23 protein-coding genes and 1 pseudogene are annotated in these 20,812 nt (G+C 60.3%); 15 read left to right on the top strand and 9 right to left on the bottom strand.

The features are described 5' to 3' along the window. Window positions 1-91: 91 nt before the first annotated feature. The gene (locus HKK53_RS06685) at window positions 92-1,114 is read left to right on the top strand and encodes an alpha/beta fold hydrolase (RefSeq protein WP_336604963.1); all 1,023 of its coding nucleotides are present in this window, start codon (window positions 92-94) and stop codon (window positions 1,112-1,114) included. Window positions 1,115-1,346: 232 nt separating this feature from the next. Here the strand turns inward: HKK53_RS06685 and ppnN are convergent, their stop codons facing one another. Beyond that, complete coding sequence (gene ppnN / locus HKK53_RS06680) at window positions 1,347-2,720, bottom strand: nucleotide 5'-monophosphate nucleosidase PpnN (protein WP_169370119.1); 1,374 nt, start codon at window positions 2,718-2,720, stop codon at window positions 1,347-1,349. Window positions 2,721-2,937: 217 nt separating this feature from the next. Here ppnN and HKK53_RS06675 point away from each other — a divergent pair, with 217 nt between their 5' ends. Both HKK53_RS06675 and HKK53_RS06670 read left to right on the top strand, forming a co-directional pair. After that, window positions 2,938-3,465, top strand: coding sequence for a DUF3087 domain-containing protein (locus HKK53_RS06675; RefSeq protein WP_169370118.1), 528 nt, complete (start codon window positions 2,938-2,940; stop codon window positions 3,463-3,465). 227 nt (window positions 3,466-3,692) lie between these two features. After that, on the top strand, window positions 3,693-5,270 hold the full coding sequence (locus tag HKK53_RS06670; RefSeq protein WP_169370117.1) for a sensor domain-containing diguanylate cyclase: 1,578 nt from the start codon (window positions 3,693-3,695) through the stop codon (window positions 5,268-5,270). Window positions 5,271-5,408: 138 nt separating this feature from the next. Here the strand turns inward: HKK53_RS06670 and HKK53_RS06665 are convergent, their stop codons facing one another. After that, window positions 5,409-5,783 (bottom strand): DUF2784 domain-containing protein, encoded by a 375-nt coding sequence (locus tag HKK53_RS06665; protein ID WP_169370116.1) that lies wholly within the window; start codon window positions 5,781-5,783, stop codon window positions 5,409-5,411. A 161-nt stretch (window positions 5,784-5,944) separates the two neighbouring features. Here HKK53_RS06665 and HKK53_RS06660 point away from each other — a divergent pair, with 161 nt between their 5' ends. The 3 genes from HKK53_RS06660 to HKK53_RS06650 all read left to right on the top strand — a co-directional run bounded on the left by HKK53_RS06660 (window position 5,945) and on the right by HKK53_RS06650 (window position 7,174). Next, window positions 5,945-6,643, top strand: a complete 699-nt coding sequence (locus HKK53_RS06660) for an AzlC family ABC transporter permease (RefSeq protein WP_133836102.1) — start codon at window positions 5,945-5,947, stop codon at window positions 6,641-6,643. Continuing rightward, complete coding sequence (locus HKK53_RS06655) at window positions 6,640-6,954, top strand: AzlD domain-containing protein (RefSeq protein WP_169370115.1); 315 nt, start codon at window positions 6,640-6,642, stop codon at window positions 6,952-6,954. The genes HKK53_RS06660 and HKK53_RS06655 overlap by 4 nt, the downstream gene beginning before the upstream one ends. Window positions 6,955-7,015: 61 nt before the next feature. Further along, window positions 7,016-7,174 carry a hypothetical protein gene (locus HKK53_RS06650; RefSeq protein WP_169370114.1) on the top strand — a complete coding sequence of 53 codons (159 nt, stop codon included), beginning with the start codon at window positions 7,016-7,018 and terminating at the stop codon, window positions 7,172-7,174. Window positions 7,175-7,259: 85 nt separating this feature from the next. Here the strand turns inward: HKK53_RS06650 and HKK53_RS06645 are convergent, their stop codons facing one another. The 6 genes and pseudogenes from HKK53_RS06645 to HKK53_RS06620 form a co-directional block, all read right to left on the bottom strand. After that, on the bottom strand, window positions 7,260-7,487 hold the full coding sequence (locus HKK53_RS06645) for a DUF6555 family protein (RefSeq protein ID WP_169370113.1): 228 nt from the start codon (window positions 7,485-7,487) through the stop codon (window positions 7,260-7,262). A gap of 191 nt (window positions 7,488-7,678) precedes the next feature. Continuing rightward, window positions 7,679-7,951 carry a hypothetical protein gene (locus HKK53_RS06640; protein WP_169370112.1) on the bottom strand — a complete coding sequence of 91 codons (273 nt, stop codon included), beginning with the start codon at window positions 7,949-7,951 and terminating at the stop codon, window positions 7,679-7,681. 274 nt (window positions 7,952-8,225) lie between these two features. Further along, complete coding sequence (locus tag HKK53_RS06635) at window positions 8,226-8,906, bottom strand: SOS response-associated peptidase family protein (protein ID WP_169370111.1); 681 nt, start codon at window positions 8,904-8,906, stop codon at window positions 8,226-8,228. Window positions 8,907-8,935: 29 nt separating this feature from the next. Further along, window positions 8,936-9,556: pseudogene (locus HKK53_RS06630) on the bottom strand (ABC transporter ATP-binding protein); the annotation flags it as partial. Between the two features lie 96 nt (window positions 9,557-9,652). After that, the gene (locus tag HKK53_RS06625) at window positions 9,653-10,489 is read right to left on the bottom strand and encodes an ABC transporter permease (RefSeq protein WP_169370109.1); all 837 of its coding nucleotides are present in this window, start codon (window positions 10,487-10,489) and stop codon (window positions 9,653-9,655) included. 47 nt (window positions 10,490-10,536) lie between these two features. Next, a complete protein-coding gene (locus HKK53_RS06620) occupies window positions 10,537-11,517 on the bottom strand; it encodes an aliphatic sulfonate ABC transporter substrate-binding protein (protein ID WP_169370108.1) in 981 nt (326 codons plus the stop codon). Between the two features lie 297 nt (window positions 11,518-11,814). Here HKK53_RS06620 and HKK53_RS06615 point away from each other — a divergent pair, with 297 nt between their 5' ends. The 3 genes from HKK53_RS06615 (at window position 11,815) to HKK53_RS06605 (ending at window position 14,164) form a co-directional block, all read left to right on the top strand. Next, window positions 11,815-12,762 (top strand): ABC transporter substrate-binding protein, encoded by a 948-nt coding sequence (locus HKK53_RS06615; protein ID WP_169370107.1) that lies wholly within the window; start codon window positions 11,815-11,817, stop codon window positions 12,760-12,762. 140 nt (window positions 12,763-12,902) lie between these two features. After that, on the top strand, window positions 12,903-13,802 hold the full coding sequence (locus HKK53_RS06610) for a polysaccharide deacetylase family protein (RefSeq protein WP_169370106.1): 900 nt from the start codon (window positions 12,903-12,905) through the stop codon (window positions 13,800-13,802). 119 nt (window positions 13,803-13,921) lie between these two features. Further along, complete coding sequence (locus tag HKK53_RS06605; RefSeq protein WP_169370105.1) at window positions 13,922-14,164, top strand: DUF1652 domain-containing protein; 243 nt, start codon at window positions 13,922-13,924, stop codon at window positions 14,162-14,164. 24 nt (window positions 14,165-14,188) lie between these two features. On the opposite strand, the gene HKK53_RS06600 is transcribed toward HKK53_RS06605, so the two are convergent. Then, a complete protein-coding gene (locus tag HKK53_RS06600) occupies window positions 14,189-15,088 on the bottom strand; it encodes a LysR family transcriptional regulator (RefSeq protein WP_169370104.1) in 900 nt (299 codons plus the stop codon). A gap of 127 nt (window positions 15,089-15,215) precedes the next feature. On the opposite strand from HKK53_RS06600, the gene HKK53_RS06595 reads away from it, so the two are divergent. From HKK53_RS06595 to benB, 6 genes are all read left to right on the top strand, one after another. Beyond that, on the top strand, window positions 15,216-16,364 hold the full coding sequence (locus HKK53_RS06595; RefSeq protein ID WP_169374192.1) for a muconate cycloisomerase family protein: 1,149 nt from the start codon (window positions 15,216-15,218) through the stop codon (window positions 16,362-16,364). Window positions 16,365-16,374: 10 nt separating this feature from the next. Beyond that, window positions 16,375-16,665 (top strand): muconolactone Delta-isomerase, encoded by a 291-nt coding sequence (catC, locus tag HKK53_RS06590; RefSeq protein ID WP_169370103.1) that lies wholly within the window; start codon window positions 16,375-16,377, stop codon window positions 16,663-16,665. Window positions 16,666-16,716: 51 nt separating this feature from the next. After that, a complete protein-coding gene (gene catA / locus HKK53_RS06585; protein WP_169370102.1) occupies window positions 16,717-17,646 on the top strand; it encodes a catechol 1,2-dioxygenase in 930 nt (309 codons plus the stop codon). A 121-nt stretch (window positions 17,647-17,767) separates the two neighbouring features. Then, the gene (locus HKK53_RS06580; protein ID WP_169370101.1) at window positions 17,768-18,727 is read left to right on the top strand and encodes an AraC family transcriptional regulator; all 960 of its coding nucleotides are present in this window, start codon (window positions 17,768-17,770) and stop codon (window positions 18,725-18,727) included. Between the two features lie 233 nt (window positions 18,728-18,960). Further along, on the top strand, window positions 18,961-20,325 hold the full coding sequence (gene benA / locus HKK53_RS06575) for a benzoate 1,2-dioxygenase large subunit (RefSeq protein ID WP_169370100.1): 1,365 nt from the start codon (window positions 18,961-18,963) through the stop codon (window positions 20,323-20,325). After that, on the top strand, window positions 20,322-20,810 hold the full coding sequence (gene benB, locus HKK53_RS06570; protein ID WP_169370099.1) for a benzoate 1,2-dioxygenase small subunit: 489 nt from the start codon (window positions 20,322-20,324) through the stop codon (window positions 20,808-20,810). Before benA ends, benB begins: the two co-directional genes overlap by 4 nt. Window positions 20,811-20,812: the final 2 nt, after the last annotated feature.

Below are 20,812 nucleotides of genomic sequence, written 5' to 3'. Positions count from 1 at the left end.
GGCAGATACCTCGGGGCGATTGAATGGGATCCATCGAGCCAAGGCGACTGACCTCGCAACGCTCTTCACTGGCAGCCCTGAGGAAATCACCATGAACTGGAACACACTCGCTACAGCCAGCTTCTTTGCGGTCTTGAACGTTGCGGCATTTTCGGCCCAGGCCGATGTTAAAATCGCGGAGCCGGTGACGGCCAGCGCCGCCACCCTCAAGGCCGACCCGTTCGGCGCGCTGAATCACGTCAACGCCGGGTTGCTGAATGTGGCGTACGCCGAGGTTGGCCCGGCGGACGGTCCGGTGGTGATTCTGCTGCACGGCTGGCCCTACGACATTCACAGCTACAGCGAAGTGGCGCCATTGCTGGCGGCCAAGGGTTACCGGGTGCTGATCCCGTATGCGCGCGGCTATGGCGATACGCATTTCCTGTCGGACAAGACCCTGCGCAACGGCCAGCCCGCCGCGCTGGCCAGTGATGTCATCGACTTCATGGACGCGCTGAAAATCAAGAAAGCCGTGTTGGGCGGCTACGACTGGGGCGCGCGCTCGGCGGACATCGTCGCGGCACTGTGGCCGGAGCGGGTCGAGGCGCTGGTGGCGGTGAGTGGCTACCTGATCGGCAACCAGGCCGCGGGCAAAAATCCATTGCCGCCCAAGGCCGAATTGCAATGGTGGTATCAGTTCTACTTCGCCACCGACCGTGGCGAGGCCGGCTACGAGAAGAACCGCCACGACTTCGCCAAGTTGATCTGGCAAACCGCCTCGCCGAAATGGACCTTCGACGACGCCACCTTCGACCGCAGCGCAGCGGCGCTGGATAACCCCGATCATGTCGCGATCACCGTCTTCAACTACCGCTGGCGCCTGGGCATGGTCCAGGGCGAACCGCAATATGAAGCGCTGGAACAGCGACTGGCGAAGGCACCCAACATCACCGTGCCGACCATCACCATGGAAGGTGACGCTAATGGCGCGCCGCATCCGGCTGCCGAGGACTACGCCAAGCGCTTTACCGGCAAGTATGAGTACCGGCTGATCAATGGCGGTATCGGCCACAACCTGCCGCAGGAAGATCCGCAGGCCTTCGCCAAGGCGGTGATTGATGCGGATCACCTGTAACGCATTAATCGTTCCCACGCGTCCGCGTAGGAATATGGCGTGGTGAGTACCGTTTTGGAAGCTCCCGCTATTGCGGCTGCGGCGCTCATGAAAGACGCATGATCGTTCCCACGCTCTGCGTGGGAATGTCTCAACGGACGCTCTGCGTCCGCTTCTGGGACGCGGAGCGTCCCGGGCTGCATTCCCACGCAGAGCGTGGGAACGATCAACGTAAAGGCTTACTTCATGTTTGTTATGCAACCACTTGATAACACGGCACATACGCCGCGCCACCCGGCAGTTTCATCCGGTGCTGGGCGACGAAGGCCTTGAGCAGTTGGTCCAGCGGTTGCATCACCGCTGCGTCGCCACGGATCTGGTAGGGCCCGTGTTCTTCGATCAGGCGGATGCCCTTGTCCTTGACGTTGCCGGCGACGATACCGGAGAACGCGCGGCGCAGATTGGCTGCCAGTTCGTGGGCCGGCAGGCTGCGGCTCAGTTGCAGGCTGGCCATGTTTTCGTGGGTCGGGTCGAACGGGCGCTGGAAGCCTTCGTCGATCTTCAGCAGCCAGTTGAAGTGGAACGCATCGTTGCGCTCGCGGCGGAACTGCTTGACCTCTTTGAGCCCGGCCGTCATGTGCCGCGCCACTTCCGCCGGGTCGTCGATGATGATGGTGTAGTGCTGTTTCGCGGCGTCACCCAGGGTGGCGCCAACGAACGCGTCCAGTTGCTCCAGATACGGCGCCGCATGCTTCGGCCCGGTCAGCACCACCGGGAAAGGCAGGCCTTTGTTGTCCGGGTGCATCAGGATGCCCAGCAGGTACAGGAACTCTTCGGCGGTACCGGCACCGCCCGGGAAGATGATGATGCCGTGGCCGACGCGCACGAAGGCTTCCAGGCGTTTTTCGATGTCCGGCAGGATCACCAGTTCATTGACGATCGGGTTCGGCGCTTCGGCGGCGATGATCCCCGGCTCGGTCAGCCCGAGGTAGCGGCCGCCGTGGATACGCTGCTTGGCGTGGGCAATGGTCGCGCCTTTCATCGGGCCTTTCATCACGCCGGGGCCGCAACCGGTGCAGATGTCGAGGCTGCGCAGGCCCAGTTCGTGGCCGACTTTCTTGGTGTATTTGTATTCTTCGGTGTTGATCGAGTGGCCGCCCCAGCACACCACGATCTTCGGCTCGACGCCGGGGCGCAGGGTGCGGGCGTTGCGCAGCAGGTGGAAGACGTAGTCGCTGATGCCTTGCGAGGTGCTCAGGTCGATGCGCTGGGCGTCGAGTTCGTTTTCGGTGTAGACGATGTCGCGCAGGGCGCTGAACAGCATTTCCCGGGTGCTGGCGATCATTTCGCCATCGACGAAGGCGTCGGCCGGGGCGTTCAGCAGTTCCAGGCGTACGCCACGGTCCTGCTGGTGAATGCGGATTTCGAAGTCCTTGTAGGCTTCGAGGATGGTCTTGGCGTTATCAACGTGGGCGCCGGTGTTGAGGATGGCCAGGGCGCACTGGCGGAACAGGGTGTAGGTGCTGCCGGAACCGGCTTCGCTCAATTGCTGAACTTCGCGTTGGGACAGGGTTTCCAGGCTGCCTTTAGGGCTGACCGAGGCATTGATTACTTGGCGTTGAGACATTCAATGATCCTTAAAACGATGCCAGTCATACAGGAGGAGCGATTGGCATCCGAATAAAATGTATCCATGAAAGAAGATGGCACGAACTGCGCAGTCTCGCCATGTTCCCCGTTTGACGATGAAAAGATGAAAAGGAGCCCCAGCATAGCTAAATCCCCCGCAGAGGCGATAATGCCCCGCACTCTTTTCGCTCACTGATTCAAGGACGCTTGCCACTATGTTCGAAATCCAGCCGATGAATGCCGAAACCTTTCGACGCCAGACCCGGCGCAGCACGGTGATCATCGCCCTGATTTTCCTGGCGCTGGCGATGGTGCTGTCGACCGCGGCGGTGGCGCTGTTCGGCGAGCCTGGCGGCGACAACCTGCGCTTTAACGTCGGCGGCGTGTTTGTCGCGGTGTTGCTGATGGCAGCGCTGATGCGCGGCCGGTTCTGGCACGAGGAATGGATGGCGCCCGCCGTCTATGGCTGGCGGCTCAAGCGCAGCCTGATGAGCGTCACCAATGTCATGCATCAGGTGACGGCGGCGGTGGAAAAGGATGATCCGGACGCCATGAAGCTGCTGCGTTTCTATCACCTGGGGCTGCACCAGATGCATGAACTGGACGCCAACTCCAGCGACCACAGCCAACTCACCCGCGAAATGGACCAGCATAAGGCGCGGATGGAAGCGTTGGGCCTCGACACCGAGCAGACGCGCTTGAACCCGGAATGGCTTGAAGCGCTGAAACAGACGCCGCGCTGAACCGTGGTGTGGGCACAATCTGCAGTATGGGATCCAGGGTTTCGGAGGCGTTGCGGGTGGATCTTGCGGCGGTGACGTTGCCGTCGGTGTTCGCGATTGCGCTGACGGTTTGGGCATTGAAAGCGCGACATCAGCTAATCTGATCCATGATCGGGCATAATAAAGCGGTCATTTGACCCAAGAGCGATCAGGAAGCATCGCCTCTACATCAAGACTCAGGGAACGTCATGGGACATCCAGCCGTAAAGGTTCATATCCAGGCCCTGGAGTCTGGCGCGGTGTTGCTCGCCGAGCAGGTCGAGGCCAAGCTCAAGGTTCGTTATGCGGTGGTGCTGCTGCTGGCGGTGTGCTTGTCCATGACTGCCTTGGCGATCTGGGAGGCCTGGAATTCGCGTCATTACCACTTGCATGACAAAGAAGTGGCGATGTCCAACCTGGCGCAGACACTGGCCTCCCAGGCGCAAGCCTCGATCAAGCAGGCCGATACGCTGCTGTTTTCCCTGGTGGATCGCCTTGAAAACGAGGGTATGAGTCAGGCGCAGGTGCCGCGTTTGCAACGTTTGCTCAGTGCCCAGCGCAGCGAGTTGACCCAACTTCATGGTTTGTTCATTTTCGACGAAAACGGCCATTGGCTTGCCAACTCCAATGGTCCCAATATGCCGGGCGCCAGCAACTCCGACCGCGAGTACTTTATCTTCCATCGCGATCATTCCGACCGGGGCCCTCATATCGGCCCGTCGATCAAGAGCCGTTCAACCGGCGACTGGATCATGACGGTGTCGAGAAGGATCAATCATCCCGACGGCAGTTTCGCCGGCGTGGCGCTGGCAACGATCTATCTCAACCATTTCCTGGATTTGTACGACAGCATCGACATGGGCGAGAACGGCGTGATCAACCTGATCGCCAACAATGCCACTATCGTCGTGCGCCGACCGTTCAACGAATCCGATATCGGCAGCAGCGTCGCCAAGGGCCCGCTGTTCACCCAATTGTTGCCCATTGGCAATTCCGGTACGGCAACGGTCAAGTCGGTCATCGATGGCGTCGAGCGGGTGGTGGGATTTCGTCGGGTCGACGGCTATCCGCTCATTGTCTTTACGGCCCTCAACAAGCAGGAAGTGCTGAGCGGCTGGCGCCAGCAGTCCATAAACAGTGCAATCATCGTGGCCTTGCTGCTGGGGATCCTTGGCGCACTCGGTTATCGGCTTATCCGTGTCATGAAGCAGCAGAATCACATTCAACGCGTATTGCTCGACGCCCAGGAAAAACTCATCGAGGTCAATCGCAGCCTTGAGTTGCTGGCGCTGGAAGATGCGCTGACGGGACTGGCCAATCGGCGCCAGTTCGATCTGTTCATGGTCGCGGAAATGGGCCGCGCCCGGCGCAGCCAGACCGGCCTGGCATTGCTGATGATTGATGTCGATCACTTCAAGCTGTTCAACGATCACTACGGGCACGTGGCGGGCGATGTGTGTTTGCGCCAGATCAGCGCGATCATCACGGATAACATCAAGCGCCCCGGCGATCTGGCCGTGCGCTATGGCGGCGAGGAGTTTGCGGTGGTGTTGCCCGGCACCGACTATGTCGGGGCGTTCCTGGTGGCGGAAAAAATCCGCCGCGCGGTGCAACTGGCGAGCATCGAGCACAGTGAAAGTGCCGATGGCATGGTCACGGTCAGTCTGGGTGTCTGCGCTTACGACCCGGCGTCGCAAGCCACGCCTGACGACCTGGTCAGTGCGGCGGACAAGGCGTTATACGTGGCCAAGGCCAGTGGCCGGAACATGAGCGTGATTGCCAACTGAGATAAGACAAAGCAGTCACGGCAGAACTGTAGGAGCAAAGCTTGCTCGCGATGCGGCCACTGCGATCTGCCTGAGGATCCATGTTAACCGTGCTGGCGCTATCGCGGGCAAGCCTTGCTCCTACGGGGGCGGTGTTGGTTAAGCGGCTCTACGCAATTTCCACGTCCGGATCAACCGCACATAAACCGCCAAGTTGACGGCCAGCACCACGCTGCCCAGCCCCAGTTGAATCGCCGGGGTCAGCCCGGCCGGGTAAATGACCGGCAACACGTAGTGCTCGATGAAACCGCCGCCATACGCGGTTTGCCCTGCCGCCTCGCGCATCAGGTTTTCCCAATAGGTCAGCGGGCAGGTCAGGTGGAAGACTTCCACGATTACACCCCACGCAGCGGCAGGCAGGTGCCACCAGATCAGCGGGCGCCATTTGAGCACCAGCAGCCCGCCGAACAGCACGAACAGAATGAACAACAGGTGAAACAGCACCAACCCGTCGGCGGCGATTCGGTAAAGCATGTCGACTCCCTGACTCTTCAAGTGAATAGCGCCATGTTACTCGGGCCGGTGGCCTGCGCTCTATCAATTCAGTGCGAACGCCACAAGTGCGCAAGATTGTTCAAGCCTTCGGCCGCGTCTGCTGGCACAGTCGGCGGTCTTTCCCCAGGTTGTAGAGCGTTATGTCGAACTCACTCATGCCGCGCAGCGCGTTTTTGCGTGGCGCGGCGGCGATCATGCCGTTGTCCCTGGCCACCGCGCCCTGGGGGCTGCTGGCCGGCTCGATGGCCATCGAGGCCAACCTCACGCCGCTGCAAGGCCAGGGCTTGTCGAGCATCGTGTTTGCCGGTGCCGCGCAACTGGTCGCGATTGGCATGCTCAAGGGTGGCGCCGGGGTCTTTTCGATTCTGTTGACCACGCTGCTGCTGACCTCCCAGCACTTGCTGTACGGGATGAGCATGCGTTCGGTGATTTCACCGTTACCGGGTCGTTGGCGGGTGGGGCTGGGCTTTCTGCTCACCGATGAACTGTTCGCGCTGACCAGCCAACACGACAAACAACAGTTCAATCGCTGGTACGCCCTGGGCGTGGGGCTGACGTTCTACATCGCCTGGAACCTGTTCACCCTGGCCGGCATCGTCCTGGGCAGCAGCATTCCGGGGCTGGAACATCTGGGCCTGGACTTCTCCATCGCCGCGACCTTTATCGCCCTGATCACGCCAGTGGTGCGCAACGTGCCAACGGTGGTCTGCGTGGCGGTGTCGCTGTTCTGTTCGGTGCTGTTCAGCTATTGGCAATGGGGCTCGGCCCTGGTGTTGTCGGGGCTGGCGGGCATGACCGCCGGGTTTATCTGCAACAAGCTGTATCGGGAGCGCACATGATCGTTTGGGTAGTGATTATCGGCATGGGTGTGCTGGTATTTTTAAACCGCTATGTGTTCCTCGAACCGCGATTGCCGCTACGGTTGAGCAGCAATGCACGGCAATTTCTCGGGTTCGCGGTGCCGGGCATGCTTACGGCGATCTGCGGGCCGATTGTGTTCATGCCGGACAAACAGCTGAATTTGCAGTGGGATAACCCTTATCTGCTCAGTTCGTTGGTGGCGGTGGGGTTGGTGATTTACACGCGCAGTACGTTGCTCAGCATGCTGTTGAGCATGGGCTTCTTCTTTTTGCTGCGTTGGTGGCTGTGAGCCGGGCGCACGGAAGTGTTCTACGCTTGAAGTTGATATCCCTTCAGGAAGAGAGGTGGACATGGCAACCGAACCCAAGCAGCCGGACATGGATGAAGACACGGATGAACCGAGCGAAGAGGAGATCCAGCGGCAACGGCGATCGACGCCGGACTGGAAGCATCCGGACGATGGCAAGGAATTGTCGGACCGTGATGTAGAGATTCCGCTTAATCCCTGAGAAAGAACAAAAGATCGTAGCCTTCGGCAGTGCCTACGAGATTGTGGGGGCCAACGGAGGCTGCGATCTTTTTTGCATCGATGCTTTAAATCGCCTCATTCCAGCGAATCTGCGTAATACCCAATTGCTGAGCTTTATCGCGCGCCGTTTCGAGGCTCGCGTGGGAGGCAATCTTGCGCTCGGATTCGGGATAGGCGTGAGCAGAAGCCGAATGGATCGCTTCTACATCGGAAAACCCCGCCGCCAGTTTGAAAAAGTGTTGTCGCACACCGTCGAGCAGGTAATGCACGGCATAAGGGACAAGTTCGCTCATGTATTCCTTTTTGGAGCCAGCCAGGCCATCGGCTTAGTCGTTGAGCGGAGAATTCAGAAAGATTTGCGGTGCAAGCGTCATGCAGAAATAGGGGCGCCTGAAAAACAAGAGGCCAGCGTGGCCTCAATGTTCAGAGTGTTTGCAGGGCGGGTTCGTTCAGTTCTTCTGCCGTATGACCCGCGAGCGTGGCGTCAGGCGTCTTCCAGCTGAGGGAAGTCGGGGTGGGCGGCGCGGTAACCGAGGGTCTTGTCGATCCAGGCGTTGACTTCATTCACCATCACCGGCGGTTTGCCCGGATAGTGTTGCAGCGTGGAGCGCAGAATGCCCTCGATATCAGCGACCGAGCGCAGGTTTCGAGTTTTTATGTAATTGCCGATAAAGCAGTTGAGTTGCAAGTGTTCTGTCATCGAAAGATAGACACACTCCAACCCGTCGACTTGTTTGATTGCAAAATCGTCGCGCAACTTATTTCTCTGCAAGGCGTGTAAAAATTGTAGGGATTTCCTGAGGTTGTTGACTCTTTGGTCAACTGGGCATGCTTATGGAAATGCGGCGCGCATGCTATCTGTAGTCCTGTTGAATGTATGTATGACGTTTGAAATGTCAGACCGGCGGTTATGCGTCAAACAGCCGCAGTTATAGTGGTGTCTCGTGCTTGAAACACTTGATGTAACGTTTGAGTGCGTTGGTTATATAGGCAACTTTTCAGTAAGGGTACTCAGGCTCGCTGGATAACCGTCAAGGCAGCTCGTCAATCAACGTGGCGCCCTGGTTTCTAACATTGCCCACGGCCTTACCCACCCTGTACCACTGGAAACTGTCGCTGGTTTCGCCCTGCATCAACACCATCTGTTCCGCACGCTCCCTGGGCGTGGCCGGGTCGAGCCATTCCCGCGCCAGCTCTGCCGACAACACCACCGGGCGTCGGTCGTGGACGTCGAGCAAGCCGCCTGCGGCGTCGGCGGTGATGATGACAAAACCGTCGTCGTCCCGAGGCTCGGCACCCGCGGCCGGAAACTGACCGATGGCTGCGCAGTAAATCGGTGTGTGGTCGCGATGACGGATCAGCCACGGCTGGCGCGTCGAATCCCCGGCATCGACCCATTCAAACCAGTTGTCGATCGGGCAAATGGCCCGGTGCGGCCAGATGGCGCGGAAAAACGGGCCATGGGCGACTTTCTCGACCCGGGCATTGATCGGTGCCGCGCGATCCTTCGCCCAGTGCGGACGCCAGCCCCAGCGCACGTTGTCGGCGTGCAGCCCATCGCTTTGCCGATGAAACAGCGCCAGTTGCGTCGTGGGCGCGGCGTTGTAGCGGGCCAGCGGCTCATCGCCGACGTGGTTGATCAGCGCGTCGGGAATGCTCAACACCGCCACGAAGTCGTGAATGCCTCGGTACTGCGACAGTCGTCCGCACATCTGCGAAACCTCCCACTGGAGATTTCAGCTTAGATGACGTGGGCGCGCTGCAACTCGGTCAACGACAAGGCCTTGAGCTGCGCCAGCAGCGGATCGCGACGATCACGGGGATGCGCCAGCTCCACCGCCAGTTCCTGTCGAATGCGGCTCGGCCGATTGTCCATCACCAACACCCGGTCGCTCAGGTACAGCGCTTCATCGACATCGTGGGTCACCAGCAGCAGGGCGATGGCGTGGCGCTCGGCCAGTTGCAGCAGCAGGTCCTGGAGTTTCATCCGGGTGAAGGCGTCCACCGCGCTGAACGGTTCGTCCAGCAATAACACCTGCGGGCGCGAATACAGCCCGCGAGCAATCGCCACCCGTTGCGCCATGCCGCCGGACAGGGCTTTGGGCAGCGCCTGGGCGAAACCGCCGAGGCCGACTTCTTCGATCAATTGCGCGACCCAGCCCTTGTCGTAATGGCTGTCGGCGCTGAAACCGATGTTTTGCTCCACCGTCAGCCACGGCATCAGGCGCGGTTCCTGAAACACGAACGCCACTTCACCGGCATTGTTTTTCAGTTCGCCCTGAAAGTCCTTTTCCAGCCCGGCGACGATCCGCAGCAAGGTGCTTTTGCCGCAACCACTGGGGCCGAGCAGGCTCACGGTTTCCCGGGGTTTCAATTGCAGATGAATGTTGTTGAGCACCGTGGTGGTGGCGAAGGTTTTGCGCTCCACGCGAATATCCAAAAGGTGTTCGGTCATGGCTCAATCCTCCGCGCTTTGGCCGTTGAAGGTGTCGCGCCAGGCCAGGAAACGTTTCTCCAGGCTGGCGAGGATGCCGTCGCTGAGTTTGCCCAGCACCGCGAGCACAATGATCGCGGCGAGCACGATGTCCGGGCGCGAGGTTTCACGGCCGTCGCTGAGCAAATAACCGAGGCCTTTGGTCGCAGCGATCAGTTCGGCGGCCACCAGGAACATCCAGGCCAGGCTCATGCCGCTGCGCAACCCGGTGAACAGGCCGGGCAGGGCGGCGGGCAGCAAAATTCGCCGCACCAGGCGAGCGCGGCTGAAGCCGTACATCTGCCCGACTTCCACCAGTTTGCGGTCGATGTCGCGAATCGCCGAAACGCCGTTGAGGTACACCGGGAAGAAGGCGCCGATGGCGATCAGGACGATTTTCGAGGTTTCGTCGATGCCCAGCCACAGCAGCAACAGCGGTACCCAGGCCAGGCTCGGAATCGAACGCAGACCGGCGAAGGTCGGCTCCAGATAAGCTTCGGCTTCGCGGCTCAAACCGACCCACGCGGCAAACACCAGGGCCAGGCTGGCGCCGATGGCAAAGCCCAGCAGCACCCGCAACAGACTGGCGCTGATGTGCTTCCACAGCGCGCCTTCGGCCAAGTCGCGCAGGGTCAGGGCCACTTCGCTGGGGGCGGGCATTTGGTAGGAGGGGAGCCAGCCGATGCGCACGACCAGTTCCAGAATCAGGATGATCAGTACCGGCAGGGCCAGGCCTTTGAGGCGCAGTTGCCAGGCATTATTCAGTCGACGAGGGGCAGGTAGTGCCAAGTGCGCGGGGAGGTCTTTGCTTTTGCTGGTCATGGGGTTCTCCAGGCAGATCACAGCCCCCTACAGGGGGGCTGCGTTCTTTATTGACGGGCCACGGTTTCCTTGGTGTCGATCAATTGATCAATAACCTGACCAACGTTCACCCCTTTGCGAACCAACTCTTCCGACACCAGAATCGGCGCCGCAGCCTTGGAAGCAATCACATCCTTGGCCGTCAATTGCGGACTGCTCAAATCAGTGCGCGACAATTGCAGCTTCGCCACTTCCAGCGGCAGGCCGGATTCAGTGGCGAGCAACTTGGCCAATTCTTCCGGGTTCTTCACCGCCCATTCCCGCGCCTGTTCATAGGCGTTGAGCACGCTTTCGATGGTTTTCGGGTGTTCCTTGGCGTAGCTGTCAGTGACGCTGACCACGCCGTAACTGTTGAAATGGGTGTTGCGATACAGCAACCGCGAACCGGCCTGGACCTGGCTCGCGGCCATGTGCGGATCGAGCCCGGCCCAGGCGTCGACGTCACCTTTTTCCAACGCGGTGCGACCGTCCGGGTGCTGCAAATGCACCAGTTCCACATCGTCCTTGCTCAGCCCGGCCTGTTGCAGGCTGCGCAGGGTAAACAAGTACGGGTCGGTGCCCTTGGTGGCGGCGATTTTCTTGCCTTTGAGGTCGGCCACGGTCTTGTAGGGCGAATCCTTGCGCACCACCAGCGCGGTCCATTCGGCGCGGCTGTAAACGTACACCGACTTGATCGGGCTGCCGTTGGCGCGACTCAACACCGCCGCGAGGCTGGCGGAGGAGGCGAAATCCACGCCGCCGCTGTTGAGGTATTCCAGCGAGCGGTTGCTGCCCTGGCTCAATACCCAGCCAACCTTGGTCTGGGGCAGGGCTTTTTCCACGAAGCCGAAGTGCTTGAGCACCAGGCTGACCGGTGAGTAATAGGCGTAATCCAGATGCACTTCGGCCGGGGTGGTTTCGGCAGCCTGGGCCAGGGGTTGCAAACTCAGGGCGATGGCGACGGCGCTGATCAGGTGCCTGGCTTTGGGGAAACGGAACAGGGTACTCATGGATGAAACTCCGGCAAGGCAACGGGATTCTTATGTCCTGATTAATGGTTTTAATGAATGCTTCCTGCATAAAAGGAATATTGCAGGCTCTGTGCCATGTGGCGGATTTCACCGGTTTCCGGGGCTTTGCGGGGCTTGGAGGGGTCAATCGATGTACCCAGCGCAACAGTCTGTTTCGCCACTGTTGCTGGGCGAACACCGCGCTGTACAGGTCATGAGCTTATGCATAAATCGAATTTAAAAAGCTTGTAGTAAGAGCGTTATGGTCTATCGAAACAACACCTCCCGGAGCCACCGATGACCCCGTCCCGATTCCTGCGCAGCCTGCTGATCAGCGTGCTATTCAGCGCACCTTTTGCCTACGCCGCCGAGCCCGTCGTCCTGCACGTCGGAGACCAGAACTACTACAACGTCCGCGCTTCGGTCGAGGCCTCGGGTGTGCTGGAAGGAGCGCCTTACACCGTCGACTGGAAACACTTCCAGGCCGCCGCGCCCCTGGCCGAAGCGCTGAATACCGGCGCACTGGACTTGGGCTTTCTCGGCGATTCGGGCTTTCTGTTCCTCGCCGCGAAACAGGCGCCGGTGAAGCTGATCGGCGTATCGCGGCAGAACCCGGACACCATCGCTTTATTGGTGCCCAAGGACTCGCCGGTCAAGACCATCGCCGACCTCAAGGGCAAGAAAGTCGCCTATTGGCCCGGCGCCTGGAGCCAGCAATTGACCTTACGCGCCCTGGAGAGCGCCAACCTGCCGGAGAACTACGTCGACTTCATCAAGTTGATGCCCATTGATGCGGCGGCGGCATTGCCCCAGGGCAGTATCGATGCGTTCCCGGTGTGGGAACCGTACATCTCGCAACAGATTCTGTTCTCCGGCGCCCGGCCGATTCTCACCGCGAAGAACCTGATGCCCGGCCTCAGCGCGATTGCCGCTTCAACGCCATCCATCGACAGCAAACGCGAAGCCATCGCCGACTTCCTCGGGCGCCTGAAAAAGGCCCGGGCCTGGGTCGACAACCACACCGACGAGTACGCCGATCTCTGGGCGAAGAAGGCCAACCTCGACCAGGACGTCTCCCGCCATTGGTTGCGCCAGGCGCACATGACCGTCGGCCCGGTCGATCAGCAAGCCGCCGCCGATCTGCAAAGCACCGCGGACTTCCTGTTCAAGGTCAAGGCACTGCCGGCAGCCTTGGCCACGGCGCCGATCATCGATAACTCATTCCAGCGGGCACTGACACACTAAACCGTAAGCGCGTGAACCAAACAGTGTGTACCCTTATCCAACCTGAGCCCGCAGCCACCTGCGGGTCCATTGGAGGATCACCGGGCGAGGGGTTTTTGCCATTAACGTGATGACCGCAACGGTCTGGCCCAAGGCAAAACATGACGCAACTGTTCAAGGTTCTCTCGGCGCTCGCCCTGGCTATCGGGCTGGCAGGCTGCATCGCGGCACCCATCGAACTGACCCCGCAGACACAACAGAGCCTGCAAGCCCAGGCGCCGATCCGGTTTGTACTGACCTTTGATGACGGCCCCAGCGCGTCAAGCTTCTGGAACCCGACCGAAACCGTACTCGACAGCCTCGCGCAAAACCCGGTGCAACCGAACATCAAAGCGGTGTTCTTCGTCCAGACCGGCGCGCCACGGGCCGGCGACAGCGACATCGGCCGTCGGGTCATGCAACGCGAGCACGCCGAAGGGCAGATCCTCGGCTTTCACACAGCCACTCACTCGCACACCAATCATCGTTCGCTGGACCCTGAAGAACTGGAACAGTCCCTGAGCAAAGGCAGTGCTGACATTGCCGCGATTACCGGGGCACCGCCGACCCTGGTGCGTCCGCCGTTCTGGAATTACGACAAGCGCACCTTCGCCGCCTATCAACGCCACGGTATGCACGTGTTGTTGACCGACGTGAGTGCCAATGACGGCAAGATCTGGGGCTTCAACGCCAGCCCTCGGCGCCGAGCGAATATGCTGCTGCAGTTGTCCGAAGTGCGCGAGCGTATCGCCAAAGGTGAACTGCCCACGGTCGACGGGGTGATTCCGGTGGTGGTGACCTTCCACGACCTCAATCGCTACACCGCCCGGCATACCCGCGAATACCTGCAAATCCTCCTCGACAGCGCCCAGGCCACCGGGGTGAAAACCGCGCCGAAGCCGTTTTACGACGATCAAGGGCAATTGCAGCGCGCGGCCATGGCCCGCACCGTCAGCGAAAGTGCGGAGCCGGTGCAGTTGCCTGGGATCTGGAACTGGCTCTGGGATGGGGATTCCCACTGAATGTTCGCCAAAGTGCTAACCCGATCGCAGTAATTGTTGGCGTTTGCGGGGGCAGATTGGTGAAAGCGGATCTATGCTGAGCAGGCTTAATCCGATCAATCGCCATGGAGGCACCCGTCATGGTTTCGATTCCAGAGCTTTGCGGCATTTTGCAGTCCGGTTTCCGTCCACTCTCGTGCGACTGCACGGAGAACCCTGATGGCTCGTTGCGGATCAAGGTCTACGACCTCGCCACCGGGCGGATCGATCTGTTGCTGCCCTATGTCTCGCCCTCGCGCCTGACCACAGTTCGCGACATTTCCAACCTGATTGGCGAACTTCGCACCGAAATGCGCGCGGGGCGCCGGGCGTTTGCCGGCTGAAGGGATTAACTTTTAAGCCACAGGTTATTCATCGCTCGCTTTATCCCGTGGCAACAATTCATCAATCATCTGCAAACAATGATTCAACCCCGGCGACACGTCGCCCACCCGTCGGCTCAAGATGATCGGCGAAGTGGCGTTGTCTTCCAGCAGTGGTGTGAAGCCGATGTCGTCGCGGTGCAGCAGTTGCACCGAGGCAGGGACCAGGGTAACGCCGATGCCAGCACCGACCAGACCAATTGCCGTTTGCAACTCGTTGGTCCATTGCGCCACATGGATGCTCACGCCATAGGATTCGAACAGCGCGATCACGTGGTCGGCATAGCTCGGTCGCGGGTTGCCAGGGTAAAGCACGAACGGTTCCTTCGCCAGTTCCCGCAGGCTGATCGGACCCGCGAGCAGCGGGTGACCGGCGGGTAGGGCGGCGACCAGGCGATCCTCGGTCAGTACGGTCTGGATGATCGCCGGGTCGTCGATGCGAATTCGACCGAAACCCACATCAATGCGCCCGGCCTTGAGCGCCTGCACCTGTTGCAGGGTGGTCATCTCCGACAATCCCAGTTCCAGTTCCAGATGCTCATGGTTGCGCAGGCGGCGAATCAGTTCCGGCAGTACGCCATAGAGCGTCGACGGCGCAAACCCGATGCCCAGCCAGGTCTTTTCGCCGAGGCCGATCCGCCGTGTGTTGTCGCAGACCTTGCCCAATTGCTCCAGTAACGCACTCGAATGCTCATGGAAAAACCGCCCGGCGTCGGTCAGCTTCAGCGGCCGCCCACGTTCCAGCAATTGCACGCCAAGTTCGTCTTCCAGGTGCTGGATCTGCCGGCTCAGGGGCGGCTGGGCGATGTGCAGCTGCTCGGCGGCGCGGGTGAAGTTGAGCGTGCGAGCCACGACCTGAAAGTAACGCAGGTGACGCAGTTCCATGGGACCTCCAGATGCGTATGGGTTGAATACCTTTAAGGTATCAAGCCAGACCAATTCTATATTGGCCGCCACGGAAAAGCCGTATGAGAATCCGATTCAGAACTTCAAGAACCTGACGGGTATCGACATGCGTGCAACAGCTATTGAATCGATCGAGACGATCATCGTCGATCTGCCGACCATCCGCCCGCACAAGCTCGCCATGCACACCATGCAGAACCAGACCCTGGTGATCATCCGTGTGCGCTGCGCCGATGGCATCGAAGGCATCGGCGAATCCACCACCATCGGTGGCCTGGCGTATGGCAATGAAAGCCCCGACAGCATCAAGACCAACATCGATCAACATTTCGCGCCGTTGCTGCTGGGCCAGGACAGCGCCAACGTGAATGCGGCGATGTTGCGCCTGGAACGCAGTATTCGCGGCAATACGTTTGCCAAGTCCGGCATCGAAACCGCGCTGCTCGACGCCCAAGGCAAACGCCTTGGCCTGCCGGTCAGCGAGTTGCTGGGCGGGCGGGTTCGCGAGGCGCTGCCGGTGGCCTGGACCTTGGCCAGCGGCGACACCGAACAAGACATTGCCGAAGCGGAAAAAATGCTCGACCTGCGCCGCCACCGGATCTTCAAACTGAAAATCGGTGCCGGCGAGGTCAATCGCGACCTGGCCCATGTCATCGCGATCAAGAAAGCCCTGGGTGATCGCGCCAGCGTGCGGGTCGATGTCAATCAGGCCTGGGATGAAGCGGTTGCACTGCGCGCTTGCCGGATTCTCGGCAGCAACGGCATCGACCTGATCGAACAGCCGATCTCACGCAACAACCGCGCCGGCATGGCACGGCTGAACGCCATCAGCCCGGCCCCGATTATGGCCGACGAGTCCATCGAATGCGTGGAAGACGCCTTCAACCTGGCGCGGGAGGGCGCCGCCTCGGTGTTCGCCCTGAAGATCGCCAAGAACGGCGGCCCGCGCGCTGTGCTACGAACCGCCGCGATTGCCGAAGCCGCCGGCATCGGCCTCTACGGCGGCACCATGCTCGAAGGCGGGATCGGCACGCTGGCCTCGGCCCATGCCTTTATCACCCTGAACAAACTGGCCTGGGACACCGAGTTGTTCGGCCCGCTGCTGCTGACCGAAGACATACTTGCCGAGCCTCTGGTCTATCGCGATTTTGAACTGCACGTGCCGAATACGCCGGGCCTCGGCCTGAGCCTGGATGAAGAACGCCTGGCGTTTTTCCGGCGCGACAAGACGTCCACTGCCATCTATCAAGCCTGAGGAGCGCATCATGCTGTTCCACGTAAAAATGACCGTGAACCTGCCACTCGACATGAACCCCGAGCACGCCGCCCAGCTCAAGTCTGACGAAAAGGCCCTGGCCCAGCGCCTGCAAGAGCAGGGCAAATGGCGCCACCTGTGGCGTATCGCCGGGCACTACGCCAATTACAGCGTGTTCGATGTCGACAGCGTCCAGGAACTGCACGATCTGCTGATGCAACTGCCGCTGTTTCCGTACATGGCCATCGAGATAGACGCGATGTGCCGGCATCCTTCTTCGATTCGCGAGGATGACCGCTGAGCCCCGCCAGCTCAGTTCGCTACGCTAATAACTACAAGATGAGGAACCCCCATGAACGTCAAGATTTCCCACACGGCCAGTGCCCAGAAGTTTCTCGAAGAGGCCAGCGGTTTGCTCAACGAGGCTGGTGATCCGCGGGTCAAGGCGCTGGTGTATCGCATCCTGCGCGACTCGGTGAACATCATCGAAGACCTGGCCGTAACCCCGGAGGAGTTCTGGAAAGCGGTCAATTACCTCAACGTGCTGGGTGCGCGTCAGGAGGCGGGTTTGCTGGTGGCCGGGCTCGGCCTGGAGCATTACCTCGACCTGTTGATGGACGCCGAAGACGAACGGGCCGGCAAGGCCGGTGGCACGCCGCGGACCATCGAAGGGCCGCTGTACGTGGCCGGTGCGCCGCTGTCTGACGGCGAGGCGCGACTTGATGACGGCGTCGACCCGGGCGTGGTGCTGTTCATGCAAGGCCAGGTGCGCAATACCGCTGGCGAACCGCTTACCGGGGCGGTGGTGGATGTCTGGCACGCCAATACCGGCGGCACTTATTCGTATTTCGATACCACGCAATCGGAGTTCAACCTGCGTCGGCGCATCGTCACTGACGCTGAGGGGCATTATCGTTTTCGCAGCATCGTGCCGTCGGGCTACGGCTGCCCGCCGGACGGTCCGACCCAGCATCTGCTCGATCAACTCGGCCGCCATGGCCAGCGCCCGGCGCATATCCACTTCTTTATCTCGGCGCCGGATCATCGGCACCTGACCACCCAGATCAACCTGGATGGCGATCAATACCTGCACGACGACTTCGCCTACGCCACTCGCGATGAATTGATCGCCCACATCACCTTCAGCGACGATCCACAACGGGCGGCGGCCCACGGTGTCAGCGGCCGGTTTGCCGAAATCGACTTCGATTTCACCTTGCAGTCGTCCGCCCAGCCCGAGGAGCAACAACGCCATGAGCGGGTTCGCGCACTGGAAGACTGAGGGCTTTAAATAGCCGAACCAGGCCACGGGATAACCGACCGTTTATCTCGTGGCCTTCTGCGTTGCGACCGGTGCCTTAGAATCGCCCGACGTAACCGATAACAACAATGAGAGTGACCCGATGATGCACGCGCAACTGTTGAGTCAGCGCAGCAGAATTTTCGACCACGCCGACCCTTACGCAGTGTCGGGCTACGTCAATCAGCACGTCGGCAACCATTGCATCCTGATGCCCCGTGTCGGCCGACCGCTGGCCAGCCTCGATCACCGCAAGTTCGCCAGCCTCGACCTGTGCCGCATCAGCTATGGCGCCAGCGTGCGGGTCACCTCCGGCGCGCTGGAAAGCATTTATCACCTGCAAGTGCTGCTGCGCGGCCACTGTCTGTGGCGGGGACATGGCCAGGAACATTACTTCGAGCCCGGCGAATTGTTGCTGATCAATCCCGACGATCCGGTGGACCTGACCTATTCCGCCGATTGCGAAAAATTCATCCTCAAAGTCCCGACCCGTTTACTGGAGTCGGTGTGCGATGAGCAACGCTGGCGGTATCCGGGGCAGGGCGTGCGGTTTCTGGAGAACCGTTATCAGCTCGATCAACTGGAAGGTTTCGTCAACCTGCTGGCGATGATTTGCCAGGAGGCCGAGGCCACCGAGCAGATACCCAAGGTGCAGGAGCACTACGCGCAGATCATCGTCAGCAAGATGCTCAGCCTGATGAACACCAACGTCAGCCGGGTCAGCCTCGGCTCGCCGTCGGCCACGTTCGAGGTGATTGCCGACTACATCGCGCGCAACCTCAAGCAGGAGATCGACAGCGAACAACTGGCGCGCCAGGCACGGATGAGTGTGCGTTCGCTCTATGGTTTGTTCGAACGCAACGCCGGGGCCACGCCGAAAAACTACATCCGCCAGAAACGCCTTGAGCGCATCAACGCCTGTCTGAGCGACCCGACCTGCAACGTGCGCAACGTCACCGAAGTGGCGATGGATTACGGTTTTCTGCATTTGGGACGGTTCTCCGACAGCTACCGCAAACAGTTCGGCGAACTGCCGTCCGACACCCTCATGCGCCGGCACTAAATCACCGGCACCACCCTCTGATGATCGTTCCCACGCTCTGCGTGGGAATGCCTCAACGGACGCTCCGCGTCCGCTTTTGGGACGCAGAGCGTCCCGGGCTGCATTCCCACGCAGAGCGTGGGAACGATCAGGGCTGCACAAACCGGATAAAGGTCTGCACCCATCGGATAGTCCGCCCCATCCCCCCGTCCTAGCATGGCCCTGCCTGAATAAAAACAATGGAGGCGGCGGCCATGTCCCTGCGACCCGAATACCTTCACTCCCTGCTGGAAGACGACAAAGAACAGGGCATCTATCGCTGCAAGCGCGAGATGTTCACCGATCCGCGGTTGTTTGATCTGGAGATGAAACACATCTTCGAAGGCAACTGGCTGTACCTGGCCCACGAAAGCCAGATCCCCAACCTCAACGATTTCTACACCACCACCATGGGCCGCCAGTCGATCTTTATCGCGCGCAACAAGGCCGGTGAACTCAACGCCTTCATCAATGCCTGCAGCCATCGCGGCGCCATGCTCTGCCGGCACAAGACCGGCAACAAAAGCTCCTACACCTGCCCGTTCCACGGTTGGACCTTCAACAACTCCGGCAAGCTGCTCAAGGTCAAGGACCCGGCCGAAGCGGGTTACCCGGCGAGTTTCAACTGCGACGGCTCCCACGACCTGACCAAAGTCGCGCGGTTCGAGTCCTATCGCGGCTTCCTGTTCGGCAGCCTCAAGGCCGATGTGGTGCCACTGGTGGAACACCTGGGCGAGTCGGCGAAGATTATCGACATGATCGTCGACCAGTCCGCCGATGGCCTGGAAGTGCTGCGCGGTTCTTCCAGCTACATCTACGAAGGCAACTGGAAACTCACCGCCGAAAATGGTGCCGACGGCTACCACGTCAGCTCGGTGCACTGGAACTACGCGGCCACTCAGAACCAGCGCAAACAGCGCGAGGCCGGTGACAGCAATCCGACCATGAGCGCGGGTACCTGGGCCAAGCAAGGCGGTGGTTTTTACTCGTTCGACAAAGGCCACATGCTGCTCTGGACTCGCTGGTCGAACCCCGAGGACCGTCCGCTGTACGAGCGCCGCGACGAGTTGGCCCAGGACTTCGGCCAGGCCCGTGCCGACTGGATGATCGAGAATTCGCGCAACCTGTGCCTGTACCCGAACGTGTACCTGATGGATCAATTCAGCTCGCAGATTCGCATCGCCCGGCCGATCTCGGTCAACCGCACGGAAATCACCATTTATTGCATCGCCCCCAAAGGCGAAAGCGACCACGCCCGTTCGAGCCGGATTCGTCAGTACGAGGATTTCTTCAACGTCAGCGGCATGGCCACGCCGGATGATCTGGAGGAGTTTCGTTCCTGCCAGACCGGTTATCAGGGCAGCGTCACCACCTGGAATGACATGTCCCGTGGCGCTGAGCACTGGGTCGAAGGCGCCGATGAAGCGGCCAAAGAAATCGATCTGCATCCGCTGCTCAGCGGCGTGCGCACTGAGGACGAAGGCCTGTTCGTGCTGCAACACAAGTACTGGCAGCAGACGATGCTCAAAGCCCTGGCTGCTGAACAGCCCGAGCTGATCGCCGTGGAGGCCGTGCAATGACCATCACTTACGACACCGTGCGCGATTTTCTCTACCGCGAAGCGCGCTACCTCGACGACAAGCAATGGGACGACTGGCTGGAACTGTACGCCGCCGACGCGTCCTTCTGGATGCCATCCTGGGACGACAACGACGAACTCACCGAAGACCCACAGCGGGAAATTTCGCTGATCTGGTACGGCAACCGCACGGGCCTGGAAGACCGCATCTTCCGTATCAAGACCGAGCGCTCCAGCGCCAGCATTCCGGACACCCGCACCTCGCACAACATCAGCAATATCGAGCTGCTGGAACAAGCCGACGGCCTGTGCAAGGTGCGCTTCAACTGGCACACCCTGAGTTTTCGCTACAAGACCGTCGACAGCTATTTCGGCAGCAGTTTCTACACCCTTGATGTGCGCGGCGAGAACCCGCTGATCAAGGCCAAGAAAGTGATCCTGAAGAACGATTACGTTCGCCAGGTCATCGATATCTATCACTTGTGAGG

This window comes from Pseudomonas sp. ADAK7 (assembly GCF_012935675.1).
In the GTDB taxonomy this organism is placed as follows: domain Bacteria; phylum Pseudomonadota; class Gammaproteobacteria; order Pseudomonadales; family Pseudomonadaceae; genus Aquipseudomonas.
Note: the sequence above shows the minus strand (reverse complement) of the source record. Positions and strands in the feature narration are given on the sequence as shown.